Source organism: Microbacterium gilvum (assembly GCF_039543865.1).
In the GTDB taxonomy this organism is placed as follows: Bacteria; Actinomycetota; Actinomycetes; order Actinomycetales; family Microbacteriaceae; genus Microbacterium; species Microbacterium gilvum.
On sequence record NZ_BAABKO010000007.1, the window covers coordinates 17,716 to 41,294 of the forward strand.

At 70.5% G+C, this 23,579-nt stretch carries 26 protein-coding genes; 11 read left to right on the forward strand and 15 right to left on the reverse strand.

Going from position 1 to position 23,579, the window contains the following annotated elements:
• Nucleotides 1-75 precede the first annotated feature (75 nt).
• Both ABD998_RS16380 and ABD998_RS16385 read left to right on the forward strand, forming a co-directional pair.
• A complete protein-coding gene (locus tag ABD998_RS16380; protein WP_345441631.1) occupies nt 76-342 on the forward strand; it encodes a hypothetical protein in 267 nt (88 codons plus the stop codon).
• 139 nt (nt 343-481) lie between these two features.
• Nucleotides 482-1,015, forward strand: a complete 534-nt coding sequence (locus ABD998_RS16385; RefSeq protein WP_345441634.1) for a hypothetical protein — start codon at nt 482-484, stop codon at nt 1,013-1,015.
• A 109-nt stretch (nt 1,016-1,124) separates the two neighbouring features.
• Here ABD998_RS16385 and ABD998_RS16390 read toward each other — a convergent pair whose 3' ends face one another.
• On the reverse strand, nt 1,125-1,601 hold the full coding sequence (locus ABD998_RS16390) for a hypothetical protein (protein ID WP_345441637.1): 477 nt from the start codon (nt 1,599-1,601) through the stop codon (nt 1,125-1,127).
• A complete protein-coding gene (locus ABD998_RS16395; protein WP_345441640.1) occupies nt 1,598-1,948 on the reverse strand; it encodes a GntR family transcriptional regulator in 351 nt (116 codons plus the stop codon). Before ABD998_RS16395 ends, ABD998_RS16390 begins: the two co-directional genes overlap by 4 nt.
• 484 nt (nt 1,949-2,432) lie before the next feature.
• On the opposite strand from ABD998_RS16395, the gene ABD998_RS16400 reads away from it, so the two are divergent.
• Entirely contained in the window at nt 2,433-2,777 is a 345-nt protein-coding gene (locus ABD998_RS16400; protein WP_345441643.1) for a DUF1801 domain-containing protein, read from the forward strand.
• Between the two features lie 9 nt (nt 2,778-2,786).
• Here the strand turns inward: ABD998_RS16400 and ABD998_RS16405 are convergent, their stop codons facing one another.
• On the reverse strand, nt 2,787-3,083 hold the full coding sequence (locus ABD998_RS16405; protein ID WP_345441646.1) for a hypothetical protein: 297 nt from the start codon (nt 3,081-3,083) through the stop codon (nt 2,787-2,789).
• Nucleotides 3,080-3,475 (reverse strand): VOC family protein, encoded by a 396-nt coding sequence (locus ABD998_RS16410; protein ID WP_345441649.1) that lies wholly within the window; start codon nt 3,473-3,475, stop codon nt 3,080-3,082. Before ABD998_RS16410 ends, ABD998_RS16405 begins: the two co-directional genes overlap by 4 nt.
• Nucleotides 3,476-3,598: 123 nt before the next feature.
• Between ABD998_RS16410 and ABD998_RS16415 the strand changes: the two genes are divergently transcribed.
• Together ABD998_RS16415 and ABD998_RS16420 are read left to right on the forward strand one after the other, a co-directional pair.
• The gene (locus ABD998_RS16415; protein WP_345441652.1) at nt 3,599-4,438 is read left to right on the forward strand and encodes a sunset domain-containing protein; all 840 of its coding nucleotides are present in this window, start codon (nt 3,599-3,601) and stop codon (nt 4,436-4,438) included.
• A gap of 220 nt (nt 4,439-4,658) precedes the next feature.
• On the forward strand, nt 4,659-5,300 hold the full coding sequence (locus ABD998_RS16420) for a GntR family transcriptional regulator (protein WP_345441655.1): 642 nt from the start codon (nt 4,659-4,661) through the stop codon (nt 5,298-5,300).
• Between the two features lie 6 nt (nt 5,301-5,306).
• Here the strand turns inward: ABD998_RS16420 and ABD998_RS16425 are convergent, their stop codons facing one another.
• Complete coding sequence (locus ABD998_RS16425) at nt 5,307-5,726, reverse strand: GNAT family N-acetyltransferase (protein ID WP_345441658.1); 420 nt, start codon at nt 5,724-5,726, stop codon at nt 5,307-5,309.
• A gap of 44 nt (nt 5,727-5,770) precedes the next feature.
• On the opposite strand from ABD998_RS16425, the gene ABD998_RS16430 reads away from it, so the two are divergent.
• Nucleotides 5,771-6,043, forward strand: a complete 273-nt coding sequence (locus tag ABD998_RS16430) for a hypothetical protein (RefSeq protein WP_345441661.1) — start codon at nt 5,771-5,773, stop codon at nt 6,041-6,043.
• A gap of 3 nt (nt 6,044-6,046) precedes the next feature.
• Here the strand turns inward: ABD998_RS16430 and ABD998_RS16435 are convergent, their stop codons facing one another.
• The 7 genes from ABD998_RS16435 to ABD998_RS16465 all read right to left on the reverse strand — a co-directional run bounded on the left by ABD998_RS16435 (nt 6,047) and on the right by ABD998_RS16465 (nt 15,025).
• Nucleotides 6,047-6,610 carry a manganese efflux pump MntP gene (locus ABD998_RS16435; RefSeq protein WP_345441664.1) on the reverse strand — a complete coding sequence of 188 codons (564 nt, stop codon included), beginning with the start codon at nt 6,608-6,610 and terminating at the stop codon, nt 6,047-6,049.
• A 167-nt stretch (nt 6,611-6,777) separates the two neighbouring features.
• A complete protein-coding gene (locus ABD998_RS16440; RefSeq protein ID WP_345441667.1) occupies nt 6,778-9,267 on the reverse strand; it encodes a glycosyl hydrolase in 2,490 nt (829 codons plus the stop codon).
• Entirely contained in the window at nt 9,264-10,145 is an 882-nt protein-coding gene (locus tag ABD998_RS16445; RefSeq protein WP_345441670.1) for a carbohydrate ABC transporter permease, read from the reverse strand. Before ABD998_RS16445 ends, ABD998_RS16440 begins: the two co-directional genes overlap by 4 nt.
• Nucleotides 10,145-11,128, reverse strand: coding sequence for an ABC transporter permease (locus ABD998_RS16450; protein ID WP_345441673.1), 984 nt, complete (start codon nt 11,126-11,128; stop codon nt 10,145-10,147). Before ABD998_RS16450 ends, ABD998_RS16445 begins: the two co-directional genes overlap by 1 nt.
• Before the next feature lie 50 nt (nt 11,129-11,178).
• Complete coding sequence (locus ABD998_RS16455) at nt 11,179-12,708, reverse strand: extracellular solute-binding protein (protein ID WP_345441676.1); 1,530 nt, start codon at nt 12,706-12,708, stop codon at nt 11,179-11,181.
• Nucleotides 12,705-13,391 carry a DUF624 domain-containing protein gene (locus ABD998_RS16460; RefSeq protein WP_345441679.1) on the reverse strand — a complete coding sequence of 229 codons (687 nt, stop codon included), beginning with the start codon at nt 13,389-13,391 and terminating at the stop codon, nt 12,705-12,707. Before ABD998_RS16460 ends, ABD998_RS16455 begins: the two co-directional genes overlap by 4 nt.
• A 158-nt stretch (nt 13,392-13,549) precedes the next feature.
• A complete protein-coding gene (locus ABD998_RS16465; protein WP_345441682.1) occupies nt 13,550-15,025 on the reverse strand; it encodes a CitMHS family transporter in 1,476 nt (491 codons plus the stop codon).
• Nucleotides 15,026-15,200: 175 nt separating this feature from the next.
• On the opposite strand from ABD998_RS16465, the gene ABD998_RS16470 reads away from it, so the two are divergent.
• Together ABD998_RS16470 and ABD998_RS16475 are read left to right on the forward strand one after the other, a co-directional pair.
• On the forward strand, nt 15,201-16,829 hold the full coding sequence (locus ABD998_RS16470) for a sensor histidine kinase (RefSeq protein WP_345441685.1): 1,629 nt from the start codon (nt 15,201-15,203) through the stop codon (nt 16,827-16,829).
• The gene (locus ABD998_RS16475) at nt 16,826-17,467 is read left to right on the forward strand and encodes a response regulator (protein ID WP_345441687.1); all 642 of its coding nucleotides are present in this window, start codon (nt 16,826-16,828) and stop codon (nt 17,465-17,467) included. Before ABD998_RS16470 ends, ABD998_RS16475 begins: the two co-directional genes overlap by 4 nt.
• 283 nt (nt 17,468-17,750) lie before the next feature.
• Here the strand turns inward: ABD998_RS16475 and bcp are convergent, their stop codons facing one another.
• Genes bcp through ABD998_RS16490 form a run of 3 tightly spaced genes read right to left on the reverse strand, consistent with a single transcriptional unit; the run spans nt 17,751 to nt 20,971 of the window.
• Nucleotides 17,751-18,221, reverse strand: a complete 471-nt coding sequence (bcp, locus tag ABD998_RS16480) for a thioredoxin-dependent thiol peroxidase (RefSeq protein WP_345441689.1) — start codon at nt 18,219-18,221, stop codon at nt 17,751-17,753.
• A 25-nt stretch (nt 18,222-18,246) separates the two neighbouring features.
• The gene (locus ABD998_RS16485; protein ID WP_345441692.1) at nt 18,247-19,704 is read right to left on the reverse strand and encodes a phytoene desaturase family protein; all 1,458 of its coding nucleotides are present in this window, start codon (nt 19,702-19,704) and stop codon (nt 18,247-18,249) included.
• Between the two features lie 37 nt (nt 19,705-19,741).
• Entirely contained in the window at nt 19,742-20,971 is a 1,230-nt protein-coding gene (locus tag ABD998_RS16490) for an acyl-CoA dehydrogenase family protein (protein ID WP_345441695.1), read from the reverse strand.
• A 70-nt stretch (nt 20,972-21,041) separates the two neighbouring features.
• Between ABD998_RS16490 and ABD998_RS16495 the strand changes: the two genes are divergently transcribed.
• From ABD998_RS16495 to sucD, 3 genes are all read left to right on the forward strand, one after another.
• Nucleotides 21,042-21,194 carry a hypothetical protein gene (locus ABD998_RS16495; protein ID WP_345441698.1) on the forward strand — a complete coding sequence of 51 codons (153 nt, stop codon included), beginning with the start codon at nt 21,042-21,044 and terminating at the stop codon, nt 21,192-21,194.
• Between the two features lie 187 nt (nt 21,195-21,381).
• On the forward strand, nt 21,382-22,548 hold the full coding sequence (sucC, locus tag ABD998_RS16500; RefSeq protein ID WP_345441701.1) for an ADP-forming succinate--CoA ligase subunit beta: 1,167 nt from the start codon (nt 21,382-21,384) through the stop codon (nt 22,546-22,548).
• A gap of 21 nt (nt 22,549-22,569) precedes the next feature.
• Nucleotides 22,570-23,472 carry a succinate--CoA ligase subunit alpha gene (gene sucD / locus ABD998_RS16505; protein WP_345441704.1) on the forward strand — a complete coding sequence of 301 codons (903 nt, stop codon included), beginning with the start codon at nt 22,570-22,572 and terminating at the stop codon, nt 23,470-23,472.
• The last annotated feature ends 107 nt before the right edge of the window (nt 23,473-23,579 follow it).

A 23,579-nucleotide genomic window follows, 5' to 3' on the forward strand; every position in this document is an offset into this window, starting at 1 on the left:
CGTCGAGGAGTAGGAACACAACGGCTTGCTTCGGCGATCGCGTGGGAGTCGAGAGCGGCCGCCTACGCTGGCGACATGAACGTGTACTCGGTTGATGAACGTGATGCCCGTGAAGAGGTCACCGCGCATGGATACCGCGTGATGATCTTGCACTCCGGGCGACGAGTGAGCGCCTACAACCTTGACGGTGCGGATGCGCGAGAGGTGTTTGCCTGGGCGGAGGAGAACTCGCGTGATGGAGCATTCTCCGTTGCCTCGAGATTCGAACTCGACGGGGGCGGGGTTTCCCTCGTCTGGCTGACCCCGCCCCCTGAAGTTGTCCTCGAGTCTCTCGAGGACTAGTGGGCTACTAGGGCGTGTTGCTAAAGATTGATTCGTGGTGTGCGGGTGACGCCTGGAGCGTGTCGCGTACTGAGATCTCCGATGAGGCCTGGGCTTGGTGACCGCCTGCCTGTGCCAGGCGGATCGGTAGCCTGGGAGCATGCCGGAACTCTTCCGAAGTGCCGCCGGAAGCTTGCAGGAAGCCGGGTGGACGTTTGAGCCGCCGACGTCGATGGAGAACGGCGTTCCCTCCCCGCTGCGCGCGGCACCCGAAACGGTGATCCGCTGGGCGTCCTCGTTCTCACTCCTGTCGAGCTCAGACGAGACGGTGTGGTTCTTGTCCCGCGACGACTACTCGACCGGCGCGGAGGGGGCGTTCGCGTGGAACGAGTGTGAACTGCTGAGCATCCAGGCTGCGACGACGGATGATGAGGCGGTCGCGGTCTCCCGTTTCTGGAGGCGCCACGCACCCATCCTGCTTTCCGTTCGCAACGGATACGAGTACCTGGCGGTGCGAGACGACGGAGCAGTCGTCCACGGTTCCGAGCCAGAGTTCGAAGAAGCGGTCGTCGTGTTCTCTCACTTCGAAGATCTGCTGAGGTACACCACCGCGCGGCCTGCCCGGCGCGACCAGGTCGTCGACAGCTTGCTGTTCGGTGCCGCCGACGTCACTGACCCGACGCCAGGCGACTAGGGGGTGCCGTTGACGATCAGCCCTGCGCAGATGACCGTGATGACGGCGCTGGCCCCCGCGAGGATGGGGCTGACAGATGACCCCACCCAGATGTGGACTCGCTGGTTTGTCATGCTTCTCCCTGTGGGGTCGCTTGCTCGAGGGTGGGGTGGCGGCTCGCGCCCAGACTCGCGATCGCGGCTGGGATGAACCCGAGGAGGAGTCCCAGCGGGGACAGCAACATCAACGCCGGTGCCGAAGGGTCATCGGGGGCGAGAACGTTCGGCACGAGGACGGTCAGCCAGATGATTGCGAGCATCACACCGATGCCGAACGCGAAGAAGTATGCCTTCCGGCTGTGCAGCGGGTCTAGTTCAGTGGCCGTGACCACGGCGACTCCAGCACAGATCAAGGTTCCGCACAGCGGGAGGAGGAGCACGGTCCAGGTCGGAGCAACAGTCGAGACCTCATCGTTCTGCCATTGCGTGGCGATCTCGCCGAAGACGACATCGCGCCATAGCCAGGCGGTGACGAGAACGACGGCGAACGGGATGCAGCAGACCCCGGCCGCCGCGACCGATCGGGCGATCAGTTCTGGTCTTCTCATGTCTCCTCCTGAACGATCGAGATGATCTGGTCTTGGCTGAGGCCGGCCCCGCGCGCGCGACGTACTGCGTCGCGGAGGTGGTCGGCGGATGCGCTGAGACGGTGTCCCGCATCGGCGCTCACTTGCGTTCCGCGGCCCCGCGACACGTCCACCAAGCCCGACTCGGCGAGCATGGCGTATGCAGCGAGTACCGTGTGCATGTTCAGCCCAAGGGCCCACGCAAGTTCTCGTGACGGCGGCAGGCGTTCGCCGGCGGCGAGGTTGCCGCTACGAATCGCCCGAACGACCTCGTCGACGATCTGCCGGGACAGGCCAGTCGACGACGTGCGATCGAGGTGAATTTCCATGTTCTAATCGAGACTAGAACAACTCGAGACAGTCGTGAAGTGCAAACGCGGGTTGGCGCGAACGCCAACCCGCGTACCGGATGCGACGGGTGGCCGATCGACACGTCCGGTGGAGCGGGTGCTCACGACGACATGTCCGGCAGTCACAGGAAGGTTCCCTGTCGGGAAAGCTCAGGTCGCGCGCCGCCTACCAACGGCTCGCGCAGCGACGACAATTGAGACGAGCGCCAGCGCGACTGTGCCGATCATCGATTTCAATCACAGTCGTTGCGTGGTTCAGGTAAGAGCTCTCTCGCCGGTGGGGCCGGCTCGAGGGACTCGTTCGGCGACGACGATTGCATTCACGCGCGGCGCGGCCTGCCCGATGACCGACTGGTGTCAGCGCTCGGCGCGAGCACGCGCGCGTGTGCACTCCATATAGGACGTGTCGCGAGAATCTGATTCCTGACATCGACCGTCCTAGGATCTCCGCAGGAGGCCACTCATGGGACTGTTCACGAAGAAGGGCGACGCCGCTGTCCTCGCGAAGCTCGCCGAGGCGCCGGCGCCGTATCGCGAGATCGGCGAACGGCTGCACGAGATCATCCGCGAGAACGCGCCGTCGCTCGAGCCCCTGCTGCGCTGGGGCATCCCGTTCTACACGCGCGACGGCGAGGACGTCTGCTACATCAAGAGCGGCAACGGCTTCATCGTGTTCGGGTTCGGCGAGGAGATCAACCCCGCGTTCGAAGAGGGCGCGACCCTTCACCCCGTCGTGTGGAGCGTGACGTCGCTCGATGCGGAGACCGAGGCCCGCATCGCCGAGCTCGTCCGCCGATCCGTCGCCTGACGCCGCGACTCAGGGAGTGTGCGCGCCCCCGGAACGTCGCGCATCCATGAACTCTGCGAAGTCGGATGGCCCGATACCGTCGTCCGCGAAGAAGGCGGCGACGAAGTCCGCCGCCTCGGTCCTCACCTTCTCGGGCGTCATCGGCGGACCGGAGACGGTGAAGCCGTAGGTCCCCTCCGCCGGGCCGCTGAGCCACGTGAGATCGATCGTCTGCCGACCGTGCGCGGCTGCGCGCGAATCGACGCGGAAGAGCTCCGTGCCGACGCGGATGACCGTGCTGACGCGGATGACCGTGCCGTCCGTCATCGCGTGGCGAGCACCGATAGGACGTTGCCTGCCGGGTCGGTGAACCAGGCGATGTCGGGCCCGCGCCCGGGCCCGCCGCGCACGATCCCCTTCGCGTCGCCCCCGAGGTCGGGATCGGTGTAGATGGTCGTCACGACACCGCGGGCGTTCAGGTCGTCGACGGCGGCGTCGATGTCGTCGACGGGGAAGTTCAGGATGGTGAAGCTCGCGGGCGCGTGGTCGGCCTTCTCGTAGACGAGGATCGATCCGCCCTGCGGCAGCCGGATGTCGAGGAAGCCCATCGCGTTGACAGCGACGTCCATGCCGAGCGCGTCGGCGTAGAAGGTGCGTGCGGACTCGATCGAGTCGACGCTGAAGCCGCTGAAGACGTGGTCGATGCGGAAGGCGCTCATGCCTCCAGAGTGCTCCGATTGACGCGGCTTGTCGACGGCATGACGATGCGCGCGCGTCGCGATGCGAGCCGACATGTCGATATGCTGTGGCTCTCCCTGCCCTCCTCTCCCACAGGACCGTCGATGCGCCGCGCCCTCACCCTGCTCCTGTCCGTCCTCCTCGCGATCGGAGCCGCGGCCATCCCCGCCGGCGCGGCGACCGCCGCCGCACAGCCCGACCCGTCGACGAGCCAGCCCGTCTACCGGTTCTGGAGCTCCGCGTTCGACAACGCGCACTTCTACACCGTCAGCCGCTCGGAGGCGCAGAACCTCCACTCCGGCGACCCGAACTGGACGTACGAAGGGCAGGACTTCCGCGTCTGGCCGGTCGGGGCCCAGGGGTGCCCTGCCGGCACGGTCGGCGTGCACCGGTTCTGGTCGTCGGCGTTCGAGTCGCACTTCTTCACGACGAGCTCGTCGGAGGCCGCGAAGGTGCGTCAGACCGACAAGAACTGGTCGTACGAGGGGACCGCGTTCTGCACGGCGGCGAGCAACACGTCCGGCACGGTTCCCGTCTACCGCTTCTGGAGCGCCACGTTCAAGAAGCACTTCTACACGGCGAACGCGTCGGAGGCCCAGCAGCTGCGCACCTCCGACCGCAACTGGACCTACGAGGGCATCGCCCTGTACGCGCCGTCGTCGGGGCCCGCGGCTCCTGAGCTCACGGGACCCGCCGCGCCGAAGCCCGCTCCGGCGAAGCCGCAGCCGGCGCCGGCTCAGCCGGCGCCGAGCGGTCCCGTCGCTCCCGTGCCCGGCACCTGGAACTGCCCGTCGGGCTACCCCGTCAAGGGGAACCACTCCAGCTCGGGCGAGTGGATCTACCACGTGCCAGGGGGCCAGTACTACGGCGCCACCAACCCGGAGGAGTGCTTCGCGACCCCGCAGGACGCCGAGAAGGCGGGGTACCGCGCGTCGAAGCGGTAGCCGTGACCAACTCATCCTGGTATATGGGATTCACCGGGGCTTTCTGCGCTGTCCGTCCTCCTTCGTCGCGTTAGATGGTGACAAGCCGGTGCCGCCGAGAGGGCATCGCACCGGCGGACGGGTCGTTCGAGCGGCTCGAGTCTGCTGGGGAGGGGCCGGGCGCTCGAACGGCCCGGAGGACGGTTCGACGTCGATCGACGTCGGACGGCTGGGGGCGATCATGGGGATCACCGGTTTCGACGAGATCTCGGTGCAGAAGCAGCTGCTGGGGGAGCAGGTGTTCCGCAGGCTGGGCGAGGCGATCATCGACGGGACGCTGCCGCCGGGGCAGCGCGTGCGCGACCTCGAGCTCGCGGCCGAGCTCCACGTGTCGCGGATGCCCGTTCGGGAGGCGCTGCAGCGCCTGGAGCGCATCGGGATGGTCGAGATGCTTCCGAGCCGCTCGACACGCGTCACCGCGGTGACGGAGGAGGACGTCCGTGCGTCACGCGAGCATGCCGGCTACCAGGCCGGCATCGTCGCCCACATGGCCGTCCCGAGGCTCGATCCCGACCAGCGGGCGCTGGCCATCCGGATGGTCGACGCGATCGTCGACGCACTCGACGAGCCGGCCGCGGCGTCGCGGCGTCGGCGGGAGCTGTTCTCGGCCCTGTCGGCCCTGTCAGGCAACCGCCTGCACCACGCGCACCTGGCGGAGATGGAGCTCGCGCTCGAACGCAACCTGCAGCACTTCGTGCCGGATGCGAGCGAGGCGGCCGAGCAGCTCGAGCTCTACAGCGCCCTCCGCGAGGCGATCGCCGCAGGCGACGGCGATGCGGCGGAGCGGATCGTCCGATCCCTCCACGGCATCGAGTGCGGCTGAGGGGACTCAGCGCCTCACGAGGAAGACGTCGACCTCGTCTTCGCTGTCGAGGGCGAAGCCGTGCCGCTCGTACAGCCGGCGGGCGGGGCTGCCCTGCAGAACGTTGAGGCGGTGGACTCCGCCCGCCGAGAGCACATGCGCGAGGACGCCCGTCCCGATGCCGCGGCCCTGCAGGTGCGGCGCGAGGTAGAAGTGCTCGATCCAGATCCCGTCGTCCGCGGTTCGGACCGCGATCGATCCGGCGTCCTCGCCGTCGACGACGATGACGCGGGTGAGCGCCGGCGAGAATCCGGAGCGGAACCGCTCGCGCACGCGCACCGGGTCGTACCGCCCGAGGCGCGCGAGGTCCTCGCGCAGAACGTCTGCGCGGAGCTCCGCGATCCATCCGACGTCGGAGGCGAGTGCGGGGCGCAGCGTCCAGTCCATCCGCCGAGACTATCCCGCATCGTTCGGCGACGTAGGCTGGTCAGGTGCTCGTGGGTGTGATCAGGCGGAACGACGTCGGGGAGATCGGCGCGGAGGCGCAGACGCAGGAGGATGTGCGCACGGCGCTCGAGGCGCAGGTGCCGGAGGGGTACATCCTGACCGACGCAACCGTGTCGATGGCGAAGCGGTCGACGTCGATCACCGCCGCCGGCCGGTACCGGAGCACCGAGATCGCGGAGATCGAGGCCGACGACATGGCCGCCCTCGAGGCGAAGGTCCCGGAGGGCTGGGGCCTCATGTCGGTGCGCGCCGTCTGAGCCCTACGCGAGCAGGTGCTCGAAGAGGATCTGCACGCCGATCCCGATGAGCACGACGCCGCCGACGATCTCGGCCGGACGGCGCCAGCGGGTGCCGATGCGATGCCCGACGAGTACCGCGACGAACGACAGCGCGAAGGTGATGACGCCGATCGCGAGCACGGCCGACCACACCGCGACGTCGAGGAACGCGAACGACAGCCCCACGGCGAGGGCGTCGATGCTCGTCGCGATCGCGAGCACCGCGACCTCGCGCTTCGAGAGGCGCGCGGGTGCCTCGCCCTCGGCATCATCGGGCTGGAACGCCTCCCACAGCATCTTGCCGCCGATGAACCCCAGCAGGGCGAAGGCGATCCAGTGGTCGAAGGGGGCGATGGCCTCCGCGAAGGCGCTGCCGAGCAGCCATCCGATGAGCGGCATGACCGCCTGCGCGACCCCGAACGCCGTGGCGATGACGAGCGCGCCCACGAGCACGCGCGAGCGCAGCTGCAGCCCCTTGCCGAGGGCGACGGCGAATGCGTCGGCCGACACCCCGATCGCGAGCGGGATCAGGGTCCAGGGGGTCATGCGGGCTCTCCTCCTCGGCCGACGGACGAGGGCCGGCACCTCGTCGCGCACCGAAGGGCAACGCTTTCCCTCCGCTCGCTCCAGCCTGGCCGACGCGTCGGGCCGCCACCAAGCCGAGAGCGCGATTGACAGCATTTCGGGGCGCCGAACGCGGGCTCGGCGAGGTGTCAGCCGATGACGAGCACCGGGGTCGCGAACAGGCCGGCGGGGTGCGCCTCGTCCGAGACGTCGATGTCCTGCATGGTGAACCGCACCCCGTGCACCCGCTCGGCGTCGGCGAAGATCCGTCGCCATGCCGGATCGCGCAGCTCGGCCACCGACGCGCTGCTCACGGCAAGGTCGATCGTCGACGCGCCCGCCGGCAGGTCGAGGGCGAGGCGCCAGGGAGCATCCCAGATCGCTCCGACGTCCTGGCCGTCGACGCGCACTCGCGCGACAGCCCCCACCGGCATCGCCGCGTGCGCCTGGAACGACTGCGGCTGCGTGGCCGTGCGAGCGGGAACGGGCCATCCGGCGAGGTCGAAGCCGAGCTCGGCTCGCGCGGCGCGGTCGAGCGAGACGCGCGCGCGGTAGACCACGGTGCCGGTCTCGTCCTCCTCCCAGCGGTGCGGCAGCGGCACCCGCCGCGTGCTCCCGTCTGGCGCGACGACGTCCCACTCCTCCAGGCGGAGGGAGCGGCGTTCCCCGGCGGCGTCCGCCGGCTCATGCGCGCCGGGCTCTCCGTCGCCCGTCACGACGAGAGCGGCCTCGTACGGGGCGAGCACCAGGCGGATGGACCCGGCGCCCTCCGCCACCGAGCCGTCGTGCGCATCCCAGCGCTCCCAACGCGTGAAGGGGGTACGGGGGTGCAGCTCCACCCGCTCCTCGGAGGCCGAGGTGTTGGCGACGAGGTAGAGATCGCCGTCGTCGAGCCGCCGGTGCACGACGCCCACCGTCTCCGCGCGGTCGACGGGCGCGTCGGGCGCGACGATCGCCGCGAGGCACCCGCCCAGGTCGTCGATCGATGTGCGCCGTGCGCCGGCGACGCCGAGGTCGGCGTCGACGGCGACGATCGCGACGCCGGCGGCGGCGACCGCCGAGAGCGCCGCCGCGTCGTCCGGGCCCGGCCGCTCGGTGACGACGACCACGCGATGGCGGCGCGCGATGGCGGGCATCCCCGCGTCGACGACGTCGAAGTCGTACCCCGCCGCGCGGATGGCCGTCGTCACCGCGATCGGGACGCGCTCGGCGCACCGACGCCACAGGTTGCGTTCGCCGCCGTGTGCGAACGAGGCGCGCGCGCCGTCGTACGGCAGCCAGACGCCGACGTCTGCGATGTGCTCGCCGCGTCGCATCAGGGTGGAGAGGCGCTGCAGGTAGGCGAACAGCTCTGGCGCGACCGGCCACCACGCGTTCCGGTCGGAGAGAGCGCCCGAGGCGTACATCGCCCAGCCGGGCGCGGCGGCGACGCGAGGGGAGGAGGGCCACCCGTGTCCGACAAAGCGCGTCACTCCCGACAGCGCATGCTCGTGGGCCTCGCCCTTGAGATCGAGCGGCACGGCACGGAACGACGGCGAGTTCACCCACGTCCAGGTCTCGGACGACACGACGTCGACACCGAGGTGGTGCGCCGCCGACGACGCCCACTTCGTCTGCGGGATCCCGCGCCAGCCCCATCCCTCGCCCTCGATGAGGTCGGCGTGGCGGAAGGCGCTCGCCGTCGTGGGCGGCTCGCCGTAGTTCTGCACGCGAAGCCGCACGCCGCGCTCTCGCGCCCAGTCGGCGAGCTCGCCGAGGAACCGCTCCTCTGCGAGCTCGCCGAGCGTGCGGTGCCAGTCGGCGCGGAACACCGGGTCGGCGTGCACATGCAGCGCGGGCAGCAGCGGCAGCGCGTCGTATCCTCGCCGCCGGGCGAACTCTGCGAGGATGTCGTCGGTCCAGTCGGCGTCGTACACCTCCAGGCTGTCGCAGAAGACGGCGTGCACGCGTCCGGGTCCGCCGGCCGCGTCGAGCAGCGCGTCGCCCACCGACGCGAGATGGTGCCGCGTGGCCTCAGCCGAGTAGTGGTCGAGCACGGGTCCCTCCGCGCCGAGCCCCGCGCGCTTGACCTGCTGCCCGGTGGGGCCCGCGATTGCGAGCAGCAGCGTCCGCGGCCCGCGCCCCGCCGGCACGTGCACGGTGTCGTCCACGATCTCGAGGGGCGACCATCCACCGCGCCTGTCGCCTGGCTGTCCCTCGCCGACGTAGGCGGCGACGACCCGATCCTCCGGCCAGTCGCCGTGCACGGGCAGATCGCCGCCGTGCGGCCCCGTCGCACGCTGCGCGAACCGCACCCGCTTCGCCGCGAGGGCGGAAGGGATGTGCGCGCCGCCGTAGGACCATCCGCTTCCGAGCGTGAGGTCGAACCGGAGGCCCAGCCGGTGCGCCTCGTCGGCGGCATGTCGCAGCAGCTCGCGGAACCGCGTCGACAGGAATGCCGGCTGACGGGGATCGGGATCGAGCGGATAGAGGAAGGCCGCTTCCACGCCGCCGATCCCGGCCGACCGCATCGACTCCAGCTCGCGCGTGAGGTCGGCCTCGTCGGCGCCGACGCCGAACCACCACCACCGCATCATGACGCGATCCTCAGCCGGGGGCGCGGCGAACTCGGCGGCGAGCGCCGGCGTGATGAGGCTCATCCCTTCACGCTCCCGATGAGCATGCCCTTGGCGAAGTGCCTCTGGAGGAACGGGTAGGCGAGGAGCACGGGGATGGTCGAGACCACGACGACCGCGAACTTGATCCCCTGAGACGGCGGTGGCACGTCCGCCCCGATCTGATCCGCCGTGAGGTCGGCGGCGGCCGTCACCTGACGGAGCACCATCTGCAGCGTCCACAGGCTCTGGTCGCCGAGGTAGAGCAGCGGCGACATGTAGTCGTTCCAGATGCCGACCGCGTAGAACAGCCCGAAGGTCGCGAGGACGGGCTTCGACAGTGGCAGCATGACGCTCCAGAGGATGCGCAGTTCGCTCGCGCCGTCGATGCGCGCCGACTCCTGCAGCGACGCCGGCAGCTCCTGGAAGAAGTTCTTGATGATGATGAGGCTGAACGGGTTGATCGCCGCGGGCAGCACGAGCGCCCAGTACGTGTTGAGGAGGCCGAGCTCCTTCACCACGAGGAATGTCGGGATCATGCCGGCGCTGAACACCATCGTGAAGACGACGATGCTGAGGATGAGGCGCCGACCCGGCAGGGTCGTCTTCGACAGCGGATAGGCCATGAGCGCCGTCAGCGCGAGCTGGACGAGCGTGCCGAGCGCCGTCACCGCGACGGTCGTGACGAAGGCGCGGACGAACGACCGCGATGTCAAGATCGACGCGTAGGCGTCGAACTGCCACTCGGACGGCCACAGGAAGAACGGCGTCGAGGCGATCTCGCCTTCCGTCGCGAACGACGCGGCGAGCACGTAGAGGAACGGGACGATCGCGATGACGCCCACGAGCGTGAGCGCGACCACGTTGACGACGTCGAAGACGCGCCCCGCGGGGGTGTTGAAGCGGTAGCGTTCGCGGCCCATCAGAAGATCCCTGTCTGGTTGAAGCGCTTGGCGAGCCAGTTGGTGCCGAAGACGAGGATGACGCCGACGATGGCCTTGGCGAGGCCGACGGCGGTGGAGTAGGAGTAGGCGCCCTGCTCGATGCCCGTGAAGTACACGTAGGTGTCGAACACGTCGGCGACCGACCGGTTGAGGGCGTTCGACATGAGGTAGATCTGCTCGAAGCCGGTGTTGAGGATCTGCCCGCTCTGGAGGATGAGCATGACGATGATCGTGCTCGAGATCGACGGGAGCGTGATGTGGCGCACGCGCTGCCAGCGGCCGGCTCCGTCGATGATGGCGGCCTCGTACTGCTCCTGGTCGACGCTCGCCAGCGCCGCGAGGAAGATGATCGTCCCCCATCCGGTGTTCTTCCACACCTCCTGCAGGAGGATGAGCGGCCGGAACCAGAACGGACTCGCGAGGTAGTTCGTCGTCTCTCCGAGGACGCCGTCGAGCAGCGCGGCGAGCGGTCCCGTACCGAGCGAGAAGAGCAGCGCCGTGAGGGAGACGACGACCGTCCAGGAGAGGAAGTGGGGGATGTAGATGAGCGTCTGGACGGTGCGCTTGAGCACGGTGAGCCGCAGCTCGTTGAGCAGGATGGCGACGACGATCGTGAGCGGGAACGCCACGAACAGGCTCAGCCCCGCGATGACGAGTGTGTTGACGAGCAGGCGCGGGAAGTCGGGGTTGGAGAAGAAGAGCTCGAAGTGCTTCCATCCGACCCACGGGCTGCCCTCGATGCCGAGGAAGGGGACGTAGTCGCGGAACGCGATCTGCGCGCCCCACATCGGCCAGATGCGGAATATGAGGAAGTACGCCAGCCCCGGGATGAGGAGCACGAGAAGCGGCGCATTGCGGCGCCACGCGCGCGATGCGCGGCGCGGCCCTGGCGACAGCGGCGGACGGTCGGAGCGGGGGGTCGAGCGCACGGCCTGCACCCGCACGGTGGTGGTGGCGATCACGGGGTCTCCTTCACGGGCGAGCGGGGCGGCCGGAGCCGCCCCGCTCTCGCTCACTGGGCGTCGTAGAGCTCCTGCAGCTCGGCCGTCACCTGGTCGCCGCCGCTCGCGCGCCAGCGCTCGAGTGCGGCCTCGAGCCCCGCATCGTCGAGCTCGCCGGCGAGGTACTGCACGCGGGCGTCCGCGATGATCTGGTCGAGCTGGGTCTGGCTCGTGACGTACGTCTCCGAGAGGAGCCCGGCCGCGGGGTTGTACACGGCGTTCTCGACGTCCTCCGCCTGGAGGTCGAGGCGACGCTGCGCGAGCTCGGCGTCGTAGTCGGTGGCCGGCTTCGCCGTGAGCCCCTCGTAGCCGCCGACGGCCATCCCGAGCTGCGCCCAGGCGCCCGTCACGAGCGCCGTCTGCTCGGCCTGGGCGTCGTCGTAGACGGCGAACCCGTCCTCCTCGACGTAGTTCTCGCCCTCGATGCCGTTGTTGAGGAGGCGCTGGCCGTCTTCGGTGTTCAGCGCGTCGAGCACCTCGAGGACCGCCTTCAGCTGCTCCTCCGTCTGCACGCGCGCCTTCGGGATCGCGAGGAAGCCCGAGTAGCCCGCCGTGGGGAGCGCGTACGTCCCGTCCGGACCTTCGAGCTGTCCGGCGAGCGCGACGTACGAGTCGAAGCCCTCGGGGTCGGTGTCGCGCAGCAGATTCACGATCTCGGCGGCACGCGACTGCACGTCGATGATGATGCCGCCCTCGCCGTTCATGAACGACTGGTTCCAGGTGGTGCCCTCCTTCGTCGCGAAGTCCGCGTTGACCCATCCGCTGTCGACGAACTCCTTCTGGTACTCCAGCGACTCCCGCCACTCGTCCGTGAGCCACGCGGGCGTCAGGGTGCCGTCGTCGTCGCGCCACACGTTGCCCGACCCGAACCACACGTCGATGGCGTCGTAGAAGCTCCCCGTGCCGACCGAGGGCCAGTTGATCTCGATGAGGCCGGTCGTGTCGTCCTGGCCGTTGCCGTCGGGGTCGTCCTCCGTGAACGCGCGTGCGATCTCGCGGAGGTCGTCGGTCGTCTCCGGCAGGTCGAGTCCGAGGTTCTCCAGCCAGTCGGCGCGGAGGATGACGCTCTGGCGGATGACGTCGCGCGCGCGGTAGACGCCGTAGACGGTGCCGTTGATGCTCGCGGCCTCCTGGACAGCGGGGTTCTCGGAGACGAGGTTGGGGTAGTCGCCCGAGGCGAGGTGGTCGGTGAGGTCCCAGAAGCCGCCGGCCTGCGCCGTCTGGATGAAGCCCTGGTCCTTGTTCTGGATGACCATGACGTCGGGGATGTCGTCGCCGGCGAGCACGACGTTCGTCTGCGTGCCGTAGTCGGCGTTCGGCACCCAGCGCATGTCGAGGTCGACGCCCGTGAGCTCGGCGAGCGCCTCGCCGACCGCGTCGTCGTCTTCCGGTGCCGTCGTGGAGAAGTACGGGGCCATGATCGACAGGGTGTCGAGATCGGCCGACCCGCTGTCGGAGCCGTCGGAGGCCGCCGAGCAGGAGGTCAGCGCGAGCGCTCCGACGGATGCGAGGGCCGCGACGGAGAGGAAGCGTCTGCTCATGAGGATGGTCGCCTTTCGGTCGTGCGGGCATCGTCGCCCGCAGGTGTGGGGGAGATCGCGGCGTCGTTGGCCGCGAAGAACGAGAGCGCGAGCGCCGTGACGAGGTGGACGGCGGCGCCGAGCGAGAGGACGGGAAGGAGTCCGGGGACGATCCAGGTCACCGCCGCGACGCCGGCCAGCGCGCACAGCACCACGAGTGCGGCTCCCGGGAACCGCAGCAGGAAGACCCAGGCCTTCGCGATCGCCGGCGCCGGACGCAGATCGTAGTGGGCCGCCATGGCCGCGACGAGCGTCGAGTGCGCGATGCCCGCCGTCGCGAGGGCAGCGCACGCCGGCCAGGCGGCGGGGGCGGCGGCGAAGCCCGCGGCCGCGACGACGATGGCCGCCGTTCCCGGCGCGTGCCGGACGTTGGCGGACGCGAACTCCTCCCGCCAGATGCGGGCGAACGATCGCACCTGCCCGGACGATCCGCCTCCGCGCAGGCGCGCGCGGCTGAGCGCGGTCGCCGCGTCGACGGCGGGCGCCCATCCGAGGAGGACGCCGCCGGCGACCGTGCCCCCGATGACGAGCGCGTTGAGGAGGCCGAGGAACATCACGGCGTCGGCGACGTCGTGCAGCCTGGCGGTGGGCGTCGGGCGCTCTGCCTTGTGCGTCGTGCTGTGGTGCGTCGTGCTGCTCTGCACGGGCCTCTCCTCGTCGTCGAGGGGATGGAACGTTTTAGTAGAAAGCGGTTTCACGACCGTAGCACGCTGGCGACGAGAAGCAAGAGGGCGGTGCGCACTGCCCGGGGAACGCGTGAGGCCCGCCCGCATGACGCGGGCGGGCCTCAGCCACGGCGGGCTCAGCCGAGTGGAACGGACCCGACGAGGATGCCGACGCCGAGCATGACGAGAGACACGACCGTCGCGCGCCACAGCACCTTCTTGTGGTGGTCGCCGAGGTTGACGTTCGCGAGCGAGACGAGCAGCAGGATGGCCGGGACGAGCGGGCTCTGCAGGTGCACGGGCTGCCCGATGATCGACGCGCGCGCCATCTCGGCGGCCGAGATGCCGTAGGTCGACGCGCTCTCGGCGAGGATCGGCAGGATGCCGTAGTAGAAGGCGTCGTTCGACATGAAGAACGTCATGGGGATCGACAGCAGACCGGTGATGACGGCGAAGAACGGGCCGAGCGCGGGAGGCACGATGTCGACGACCCAGTCGGCCATCGCCGTGACCATGCCCGTGCCGTCCAGCACTCCGACGAGGACGCCCGCCGCGAGGACCATCGACACGACGCCGACGATGCTCGGCGCGTGCGCGACGATCTCGGCGCTCTGCTCCTTCAGCTTGGGGAAGTTCAGGACGAGTGCGACGCCCGTGCCGATCATGAAGACGAAGGCGAGCGGCATGACGTCGAGCACGAGCAGCACCATGACCGCGAGCGTGAGCACGAGGTTCGCCCAGATGAGCTTCGGGCGGAGCGTGGCTCGGTCGGGGCTCAGCATCGTGTCGGCCATGGCGGTGTCGCGCTCGTCCTCTCCGAGGAGCGCCGGAGCGCGCAGCCCCGAGCCCTTCACCGTGAGGACGTTCGTCGTGCCGAGCGTGGCGCGCGCGCCCGGGTTGCCGACACCCGAGCGGAGCTTCGGGACGCGCATCCCGAAACGGCCGGGGCGCGTCGTGCCGTCCTGCTCCCACAGTTCGTCGGCGCCCGTCAGGCTCAGTCGGCCCAGGCGCTTCCGCTCCGACAGGCCGAGCATCCACGACAGCCCCAGCGCGACGACGAGGCCGACGGCCAGCGAGGGGATCATCGGGACGAACACGTCGGTCGGCTGGAGGCCCAGCGCCGTCGCCGCGCGGACGGTCGGCCCTCCCCACGGCACGATGTTCAGCGTGCCGTTCATGAGACCCGCGACGCATGTGAGCACGACGGGGCTCATCCCGAGGCGCAGGTAGAGCGGGAGCATGGCCGACGTCGTGATGATGAACGTCGTGGAGCCGTCGCCGTCGAGGGACACGGCACCCGCGAGCAGCGCGGTGCCGAGCACAACCTTGGCGGGATCGTCGCCGAGCGCGCGTGTGATGAAGCGGATGAGCGGGTCGAACAGTCCGACGTCGATCATGATGCCGAAGTACATGATCGCGAACATGAGCAGCGCGGCGGTCGGAGCCATGTCGCCGATGGCCGAGATGACCATGTCGCCGATGCCGAGGCCGGCACCTGCGAAGAGTCCGAAGATCGTCGGCACGAGGATGAGCGCCACCATGGGCGTGAGGCGCTTGGTCATGATGAGCACCATGAACGCGAGGATCATGGTGAATCCGAGGATCACGAGCATGTGACGTCCTTGTCGTCGAGCCGGTCCGCGTCGTCGCGATCGGCGGGAGAGCGTACCCGGGCGACGCTACGGTGCGGCAGCGCTCCCGCCGATGATGCGCGCATTGTGCGGGCATCTGCGCGTTGAGCGGGTTGTGCGCATTCTGCTCGACGCCGACGGCGGGGATACTCGACGTATGCGGTTCACGACGAGGGTGTTCGCGATGCAGGTCGCGGCGGCCGCGGTCGTGATCGCCGTGTGCATCTCGGCGTTCGCCGTGCTCGGCATCGGGCAGCTGCGCGACGAGGCGGAGTCGACGGCGCTCGCCGTGGCGCGCACGGTCGCGAGCGATCCGCAGGTCAGGGCGGATGTCGCCGCCTCCGTGGGCGAGGCGCCGCTCGACGCCGAGGCGCTGGCGGACGGCCCGCTGCAGGCGTATGCGGCGGGGATCGTCGCGCGCACGGACACCCTGTTCGTCGTCATCGCGAACGACCTCGGCCTGCGCCTCGCGCACCCCGACCCCGAGCTCCTCGGCGAGCGCGTGAGCACCGACTTCGCGCGCGTCATCGCGGGCGAGGAGGTCGTCGCGTGGGAGCGCGGCACGCTCGGGGAGTCGGTCCGGGCCAAGGTGCCCGTGGTCTCGCCGGATGGCGATGCCGTCGTCGGCGAGGTGAGCGTCGGGATCGCGCCCTCGCGCGTCTTCGCCGACGCGCCGCTGCTCGTCGGGCTCTTCGTCGTCATCGCGCTCGTCGCGCTCGGCATCGCCGCGCTCGTGTCGTTCCTCATCCGCCGCCGTCTCGAATCCCTCACGCGCGGGGTCCAGCCGGAGGAGCTGGGCGGACTGCTGCAGAGCAGGGCGGCCGTCCTCGAGGGCGTGCACGACGGCGTGCTGGCCGTCTCGGACGACGGCATCGTGCGCGCCGTGAACGACGCTGCGGGCCTGCCGGAGGTCGTCGGCCGCCGGCTCGACGAGCTCGAGCTGCCGCCGCGGCTCCGCGCGGCTCTCGAGCAGGCGCTCGGCGGGGAGCCGCTCGTGCACGCCGAGCTCGTGCTCGCCGACCGCGTGGTCTACGTCGAGGTGCGCCGGGTGCACCACGGTCCGCGCTCGCTCGGAGTCGTCGCCGTCCTCCGCGACCGCACCGACGTCGTCGCCCTCGCGGAGCGGCTCGACGCCGTGCGGGCGGCGACCAACGCGCTCCGCGCCCAGCGGCACGAGTTCGCCAACCGCATGCATGCCGTGCGCGGCATGATCGCGGCGGGCAGGGTCGACGAGGCCCAGGATCTGCTCGCGGAGTTCTCCGCACGCGGCGCCATCCCCGAGGAGGCGGGCATCGAGGTCGACGAGCCGTTCCTGCGCTCGTTCCTCGCAGCGAAGCGCATCGAGGCGCGCGAGCGGGGCGTCGACCTGCGGATGGGGGAGGACACCTTCGTCGTGGGGATCGTGGCCGAGCCCGAGGATGTCGCCGCCGTGCTCGGCAACCTCGTGGACAACGCCGTCACGGCGGCGTCCGCCGGAGAGGTGCCGCGGTGGGTCGAGGTGTCGCTCCTCGACGCGGGAGACGAGCTCGCGCTCACCGTGACCGACTCGGGGCCCGGGGTCGACGAGCCGGAGTCGGTGTTCGAGAGGGCGCGTCAGGCGGAGGATGATGCGACCGAGCGCGTGCACGGACGTGGGATCGGCCTGCCGCTGGCGCGGCGCTTCACGCGTCGGCGCGGGGGAGAGCTCTGGTTGGCGGAGGCGAGGGGGGACCAGCACGGCGCGGTGTTCGCGGCGCGGCTTCCCGGCGTGATGAGGGAGAGTGTGATGAGGGAGAGGGAGACATGACCGGCATCCGCGTGCTCATCGTCGACGACGACTTCCGCGTGAGCGGCATCCACCGCGACCTCGTGGACGCCCGCCCGGGCTTCACGGCGCTGCCGCCCGTGCGCGACGCGGCGTCCGCGCGCATCGCCATCCGCGATCTCCGCCCGGACCTGCTGCTGCTGGACGTGTACCTGCCCGACGGCGACGGCATCGAGATCGGCCGGGAGGCGGGCATCGACAGGTTCGTGCTGAGCGCGGCCGACGACGTGCCGACCGTGCGGCGTGCGCTCGCATCCGGGGCGCTGCACTACCTCGTGAAGCCGTTCGATCCGCGGGCGCTGCAGGATCGGCTCGACCGCTATCTGCGCTACCGCAATCTGCTGGCGTCGGGGAGCGTCACGCAGGAGACGATCGACCGGGCGGTCGGGGTCCTCCACGGCGGCGCCGCGCCTGCGCCCGCGCGGGCCGGGACGCAGCAGCTCCTCCTCGACGCGCTCGCGGAGGGGGAGGCCTCCAGCGTCGAGCTCGCGGCGCGGGCAGGGGTGTCGCGCGCCACAGCGCAGCGGCATCTCGCCGAGCTCGCCGCCCGCGGCGCGGTCGAGGTGTCGCTTCAGTACGGCACGGCAGGCCGGCCCGAGCACCGCTACCGGGTGGTGTGACCGGGCGGGGTGTCCTCGGCGGCCGGGCCTGTTTTCGGATGGGTGGGGGTGGTGTGCGCGTGTCGGCCACGGCAGGCATCACCTGCACCACGACTCCGATTTGCGTTGCGCGGCCATGGCGGCGGATGCCGGCGGCGGCTTCCGGCGGCGGGCCGTCTGTCGGACCGGTGGGGCGGATGTGCGCGTGTCGTGCGCAGGCGGCGACACGTGCACCACGGGTCCGGTTCGCGGCACGCCGCGCCGGATCCCACAGGCCGGCCGGCGAAGTCCCGCCGCCCGCGCGTCAGTCGATGCCGAGCTCGCGGCGCAGTCGAGCCACGTGGCCCGTCGCCTTGACGTTGTAGAGGGCCTTGTCGATCACGCCCTGCTCGTCGAGCACGAACGTCGACCGGATGACGCCCTCGACGATGCGTCCGTAGCTGTTCTTCTCGCCCCAGGTGCCGTAGAGCTCGTGCACGGCGTGGTCGGGGTCGCTCAGCAGTGTGAACATCAGGCCGTCGCGCTCGCGGAACCGGCGCAGCTTCTCCGGCTCGTCGCGCGAGACGCCGATCACGGTGTAGCCGGCGCCCTCGAGCGAACCCAGGCTGTCGCGGAAGTCGCACGCCTGCTTCGCGCAGCCGACCGTGAGCGCCTCGGGATAGAAGTAGACCACGACCCGGCGTCCGCGCAGGTCGGCGAGCGAGACGCTCCGTCCGTCCTGGTCGGCGAGGGTGAAGTCGGGGGCTGCGGTACCGGGTTCGAGGCGCGTCGTCATAGCCCGACAAGCCTACCCGGCGTCCTCAGAACAGGTCCTCGAGCTCGGCTCGCTCGCCCGTCGCGTCCGCGATCGCGAGGCGCGCGGCGAACCATCCCGCCATCCCGTGCACCCCAGGGCCGGGAGGCGTCGACTGCGAGGCGAGGTACACGCCGCGCACCGGCGTGCGCCAGGGTGCGGGGCTCAGCACGGGTCGCGCGAGCAGCTGGTCGACGGCGACGGAGCCGCCCGCGAAGTCGCCCCCCACGGCGGAGGGGTTGTACGTCTCGAGGTCCGTCGCCGTCGCCGAGTGCGACGCGAGGACCCGGTCGCGGAAGCCGGGCGCGAACCGCTCGATCTGGCGTGTGATCGTCTCCGTCGCGTCGAACGTCGACCCGTTCGGCACGTGGATGTAGCTCCACAGCACATGCTTGCCCTTCGGCGCGCGGGTCGGGTCGAGCACGCTCGGCTGCACCGTGAGCACGTACGGGCGCTCCGAGACGCGGCCCTCCGCGACGGCGCGCTCGCTCGCCTCCATCTCGGGGCGCGTGCCCCCGACGTGCACCGTCGGCGTCCGTCGGACATCCTCGTTCTCCCACGGCACGGGGCCGTCCAGGGCGAAGTCGACCTTCGCGGCACCCGGCCCGTATCGGAACGACCGGATGGCCCGCGCCCAGCGTTCGGGAACGCCCGGCAGGGTGAGCGCGAGCCGCGGCGGCGCGTCGAGCAGGAGCACGTCGCCGCGCGCCGGATCGCCCCAGTCGAGATCGCGGAGGTCGTCGATGCGGCGCCCCGTCTCGATGACGCCGCCGTGCGCCCGCAGGTCGTCCGCGAGCGCGTCGGGCACGGCCTGAGCCCCGCCCACGGGGAACCCCCACCCGTCGGCGTGCGCCTGCGCCGCCAGCAGCAGACCGCCCGCCGCGGCCCCGACCGACGGGATGACCGTGGTCAGGTGCGCCATGACGCCCGTGAGGAGCGCCTGCGCCTCCTCCGTGCGGAACGTCCGGCGCCCGAGCGCCGAGCCGAGCTCGAGCGCGCGCAGCCCGAATCGTGCGGCGACGATCGGATCCCTCGGGATCCTCAGCATCTGGTTGCCCGTGAAGTCGGACACCCCGGCGATCCGCCGTGCGAGCGGGCGCAGCACGGCCTTCCACGCGCGCGCATCGGGGCCGAGGGCGTCGGCCGTGCGCCGGATGTCGCGCCACGCGACAGCCGCGCGACCTCCGTCGAGCGGTTGCGCGTACGACGCGTCCGGCACGATCCAGCCGATCTTCTCGCGCATCCCGAACGCCGCGAAGAACGGCGACGTGAACGCCGCGGGATGCACGGCGGAGCAGACGTCGTGACGGAAGCCGGGGAGCGTCAGCTCCGCCGTGCGCGCGCCGCCGCCGATGCCCTCGTGTGCCTCGACGACGACGACGTCGAAGTCGGCGCGGGCGAGGGCGACCGCCGCCGCGAGCCCGTTGGGACCGCTGCCGATGACCGTCGCGCGCCGCCTCGCCATAGGGCCATCCTGCCAGACGGGCGTCGCGCGGGACCCGTCAGACGAAGGCGCCGACCCCGGTCAGGTCGCGGCCGATGAGGAGCGCCTGCACGCTCTCGGTGCCCTCGTACGTGTGGATGGCCTCGATGTCGGCGAGGTGTTGCATGACGCGGTACTCGAGGAGGATGCCGTTCCCGCCGAGCATGTCCCTCGCGGTCCGCGCGATGTCGCGCGCCGTGCGCGTGCAGTGGTACTTCGCGAGCGACGCCTGCGTCGGGCGCATCGCCCCTGACCCCTCGAGGTCGGCGAGACGCCGCAGGTACAGCTGCATCGACGTGAGCTGCGCGAGCATCTGCGCGAGCCGCTCCTGCACCATCTGCGCGCGGGCGAGCGGACGGCCGAACTGCTCGCGCTGCCCGCTGTACGCGAGCGCCGCCTCGAAGCACGCCGTCGCGTGCCCGAGCGCCGACCACGCCACCCCCGACCGCGTCGCGAACAGCACGCGCGACGTGTCGCGGAACGAGTGCGCTCCCGGGAGGACGGCGTCGAGCGGGAGCCGCACGTCGTCCAGGCGGATGTGGGCCTGGTGGATGGCGCGCAGCGCGATCTTGCCCTCGATGACCGTGCCCGTGTAGCCCGGCGTCTCCTGCTCCACGAGGAAGCACCGCACGGCCCCGTGGTCGGCGTCGCCGGCGTCGTCCACACGCGCCCACACGAAGGTGATCCCGCCCGACGCCCCGTTGCCGATCCACTTCTTCGCGCCGTCGAGGACCCACCCGTCGCCGTCGCGTCGCGCCGTCGTCTCGAGCGACGTCGAGTCGGAGCCGTGATCGGGCTCGGTGAGCGCGAAGGCGCCCAGCACCTCGCCGCGCAGCAGCGGCCCGAGCCAGCGCTCCTGCTGGGCGGCGCTCCCGAACAGCGCGAGGGTGCGCAGCGCGAGACCGCCCTGCACCGCGAGGACGGTGCCGAGCGAGCCGTCGTGCCGCGAGGTCTCCATGTTGACGAGGCCCGCCGCGAGCGGCGACATCGCGGGCACATCCGGATGGTCGACGCCGTCGGCGAGGAGGCCGGCGGCGCCGAGATCGCCGAGCACCTCGACGGGGTACTCGGCGCGGTCCCATGCGGCGGCCATCCGCGGCGCGAGCCGCTCTCCGACCTCCCGCGCGCGCCGCCATGCGTCGCGATCCGCTCCCTCCACATCCGCGAAGACCCCGTAGTAGTCGGTGTCGAGGACCTGCGCGATGTCGTATGACGAGACCCGCTCGCCGGGGAGGTGCTCCGTTGCCATGGCCTCGATCGTAGGCAGGCGCCGCCGCGGCCATCCCCTAAGCTGGAGGAAGTCTTCAAAAGGAGCAGGGATGTTCATCGTCGCTTTGGTTCTCTTCCTCGCCGGGATCGCGCTCTTCGGCGTGGCGTTCATGGTGCCCGCCTTCCAGGCGCTGGTCTTCGTCGCGGGCATCCTGTGCGTGTGCCTCGCGATGGCGCTGCCGATGCACCTCAAGACCAAGTAGCACCCGCTTCCTCGACGAGCGGCCCCGGGAGACCGGGGCCGCTCTTCGCGTCTGCGGGGCCCGGTGACCGGGAGGGCGCGCAGGGGAGCGCCTCCGCGCGGTAGTAGGCTTGAGGCTCGGTCGAGATATCTCGACGTCGAGACGTTTCCACGCGTCTTGTCCCGTGGCCCCATCGAAGGAATGCAACGTGGATCTGTACGAGTACCAGGCACGAGACCTTTTCGAGAAGTACGAGGTGCCGGTGCTCGCCGGCATCGTCGCGGACACCCCCGAGGAGGTGAAGGCGGCAGCCGAGAAGATCGGCGGCGTCGTGGTGGTCAAGGCCCAGGTCAAGACCGGCGGCCGCGGCAAGGCCGGCGGCGTCAAGGTCGCCAAGACCCCCGACGAGGCGTACGAGGCGGCCAAGGCCATCCTCGGCCTCGACATCAAGGGCCACGTGGTCCAGCGCGTCATGGTCGCGCAAGGCGCCGACATCGCCCGCGAGTTCTACTTCTCGGTCCTCCTCGACCGCTCCAACCGTTCCTACCTGTCGCTCGCGAGCGTCGAGGGCGGCATGGAGATCGAGCAGCTCGCCGTCGAGAAGCCCGAGGCTCTCGCGCGCGTCGAGGTGAACCCGCTGACCGGCATCGACAAGGACAAGGCGATCGAGATCGCCCGGGCCGGCGGATGGGACGAGGACCTCGTCGAGAAGGTCGCCGACGTCTTCGTCAAGCTCTACGGCGTGTACACGGGCGAGGGCGCGACCCTCGTCGAGGTCAACCCGCTCGTCCTCACGGGCGCCGGCGACATCGTCGCGCTCGACGGCAAGGTGTCGCTCGACGACAACGCCAGCGAGGTGCGCCACCCCGAGCACGAGGAGCTCGAGGACAAGGGCGCGGCCGACCCGCTCGAGGCGAAGGCCAAGGAGTCGGGTCTCAACTACGTCAAGCTCGACGGCCAGGTCGGCATCATCGGCAACGGCGCGGGCCTCGTCATGTCGACGCTCGACGTCGTCGCCTACGCGGGCGAGAACCACGGCGGCGTGAAGCCCGCCAACTTCCTCGACATCGGAGGCGGCGCGAACGCGCAGGTGATGGCCAACGGCCTCGACGTCATCCTCGGCGACGAGCAGGTCAAGAGTGTCTTCGTCAACGTCTTCGGCGGCATCACGTCGTGCGTCGCCGTCGCGGAGGGCATCGTCAAGGCGCTCGAGATCCTCGGCGACCACGCCACGAAGCCCCTCGTCGTGCGTCTCGACGGAAACCAGGTGGAGGAGGGCCGCGCCATCCTCCAGGCCGCGAACCACCCGCTCGTCACGCTCGCCGCCGGCATGGACGAGGGCGCCGACAAGGCCGCCGAGCTGGCGAACGCCTGAGACGGAAGAGGACACAGGGAAATGTCGATCTACCTCAACAAGGACTCCAAGGTCATCGTCCAGGGCATCACGGGCGGTGAGGGCACGAAGCACACGGCCCTCATGCTCAAGGCCGGGACGAACATCGTCGGCGGTGTGAACGCGCGCAAGGCCGGCACCACCGTCACGCACGAGAAGCCCGGCGCCGGCGAGGTCGAGCTGCCGGTCTTCGGCTCCGTCGCCGAGGCCATCGAGAAGACAGGCGCCGACGTGTCGATCGCGTTCGTGCCGCCCGCCTTCACGAAGGCCGCCATGATCGAGGCCATCGACGCCGGCATCGGCCTGCTCGTCGTGATCACCGAGGGCGTGCCCGTCGGAGACACCGCCGAGGCGTGGGCGTACGCGATCGAGAAGGGCAACAAGACCCGCATCATCGGCCCGAACTGCCCCGGCATCATCACGCCGGGCGAGTCGCTCGTCGGCATCACGCCCGCGAACATCACGGGCAAGGGCCCCATCGGCCTGGTGTCGAAGTCGGGCACGCTGACGTACCAGATGATGTTCGAGCTGCGCGACCTCGGCTTCTCGACCGCCATCGGCATCGGCGGCGACCCCATCATCGGCACGACGCACATCGACGCGCTCGCCGCGTTCGAGGCCGACCCCGAGACGAAGGCGATCGTCATGATCGGCGAGATCGGCGGCGACGCCGAGGAGCGCGCGGCCGACTTCATCAAGGCCAACGTCACGAAGCCGGTCGTCGGCTACGTCGCGGGCTTCACGGCCCCCGAGGGCAAGACCATGGGCCACGCCGGCGCCATCGTGTCGGGCTCCGCCGGCACGGCGCAGGCGAAGAAGGAGGCACTCGAGGCCGCAGGCGTCAAGGTCGGCAAGACGCCGAGCGAGACGGCCGCCCTCATGCGCGAGATCATCGAGCAGCTGTAGCACTCAGCGCGCACAGCGCGTCGCTTCCGCGACCACACGCCGCGAGCCGTCCCCGGGATCCGTTCCCGGGGACGGCTCGCGCCGTTTCGTCTCGCTTCGCTTGCTCG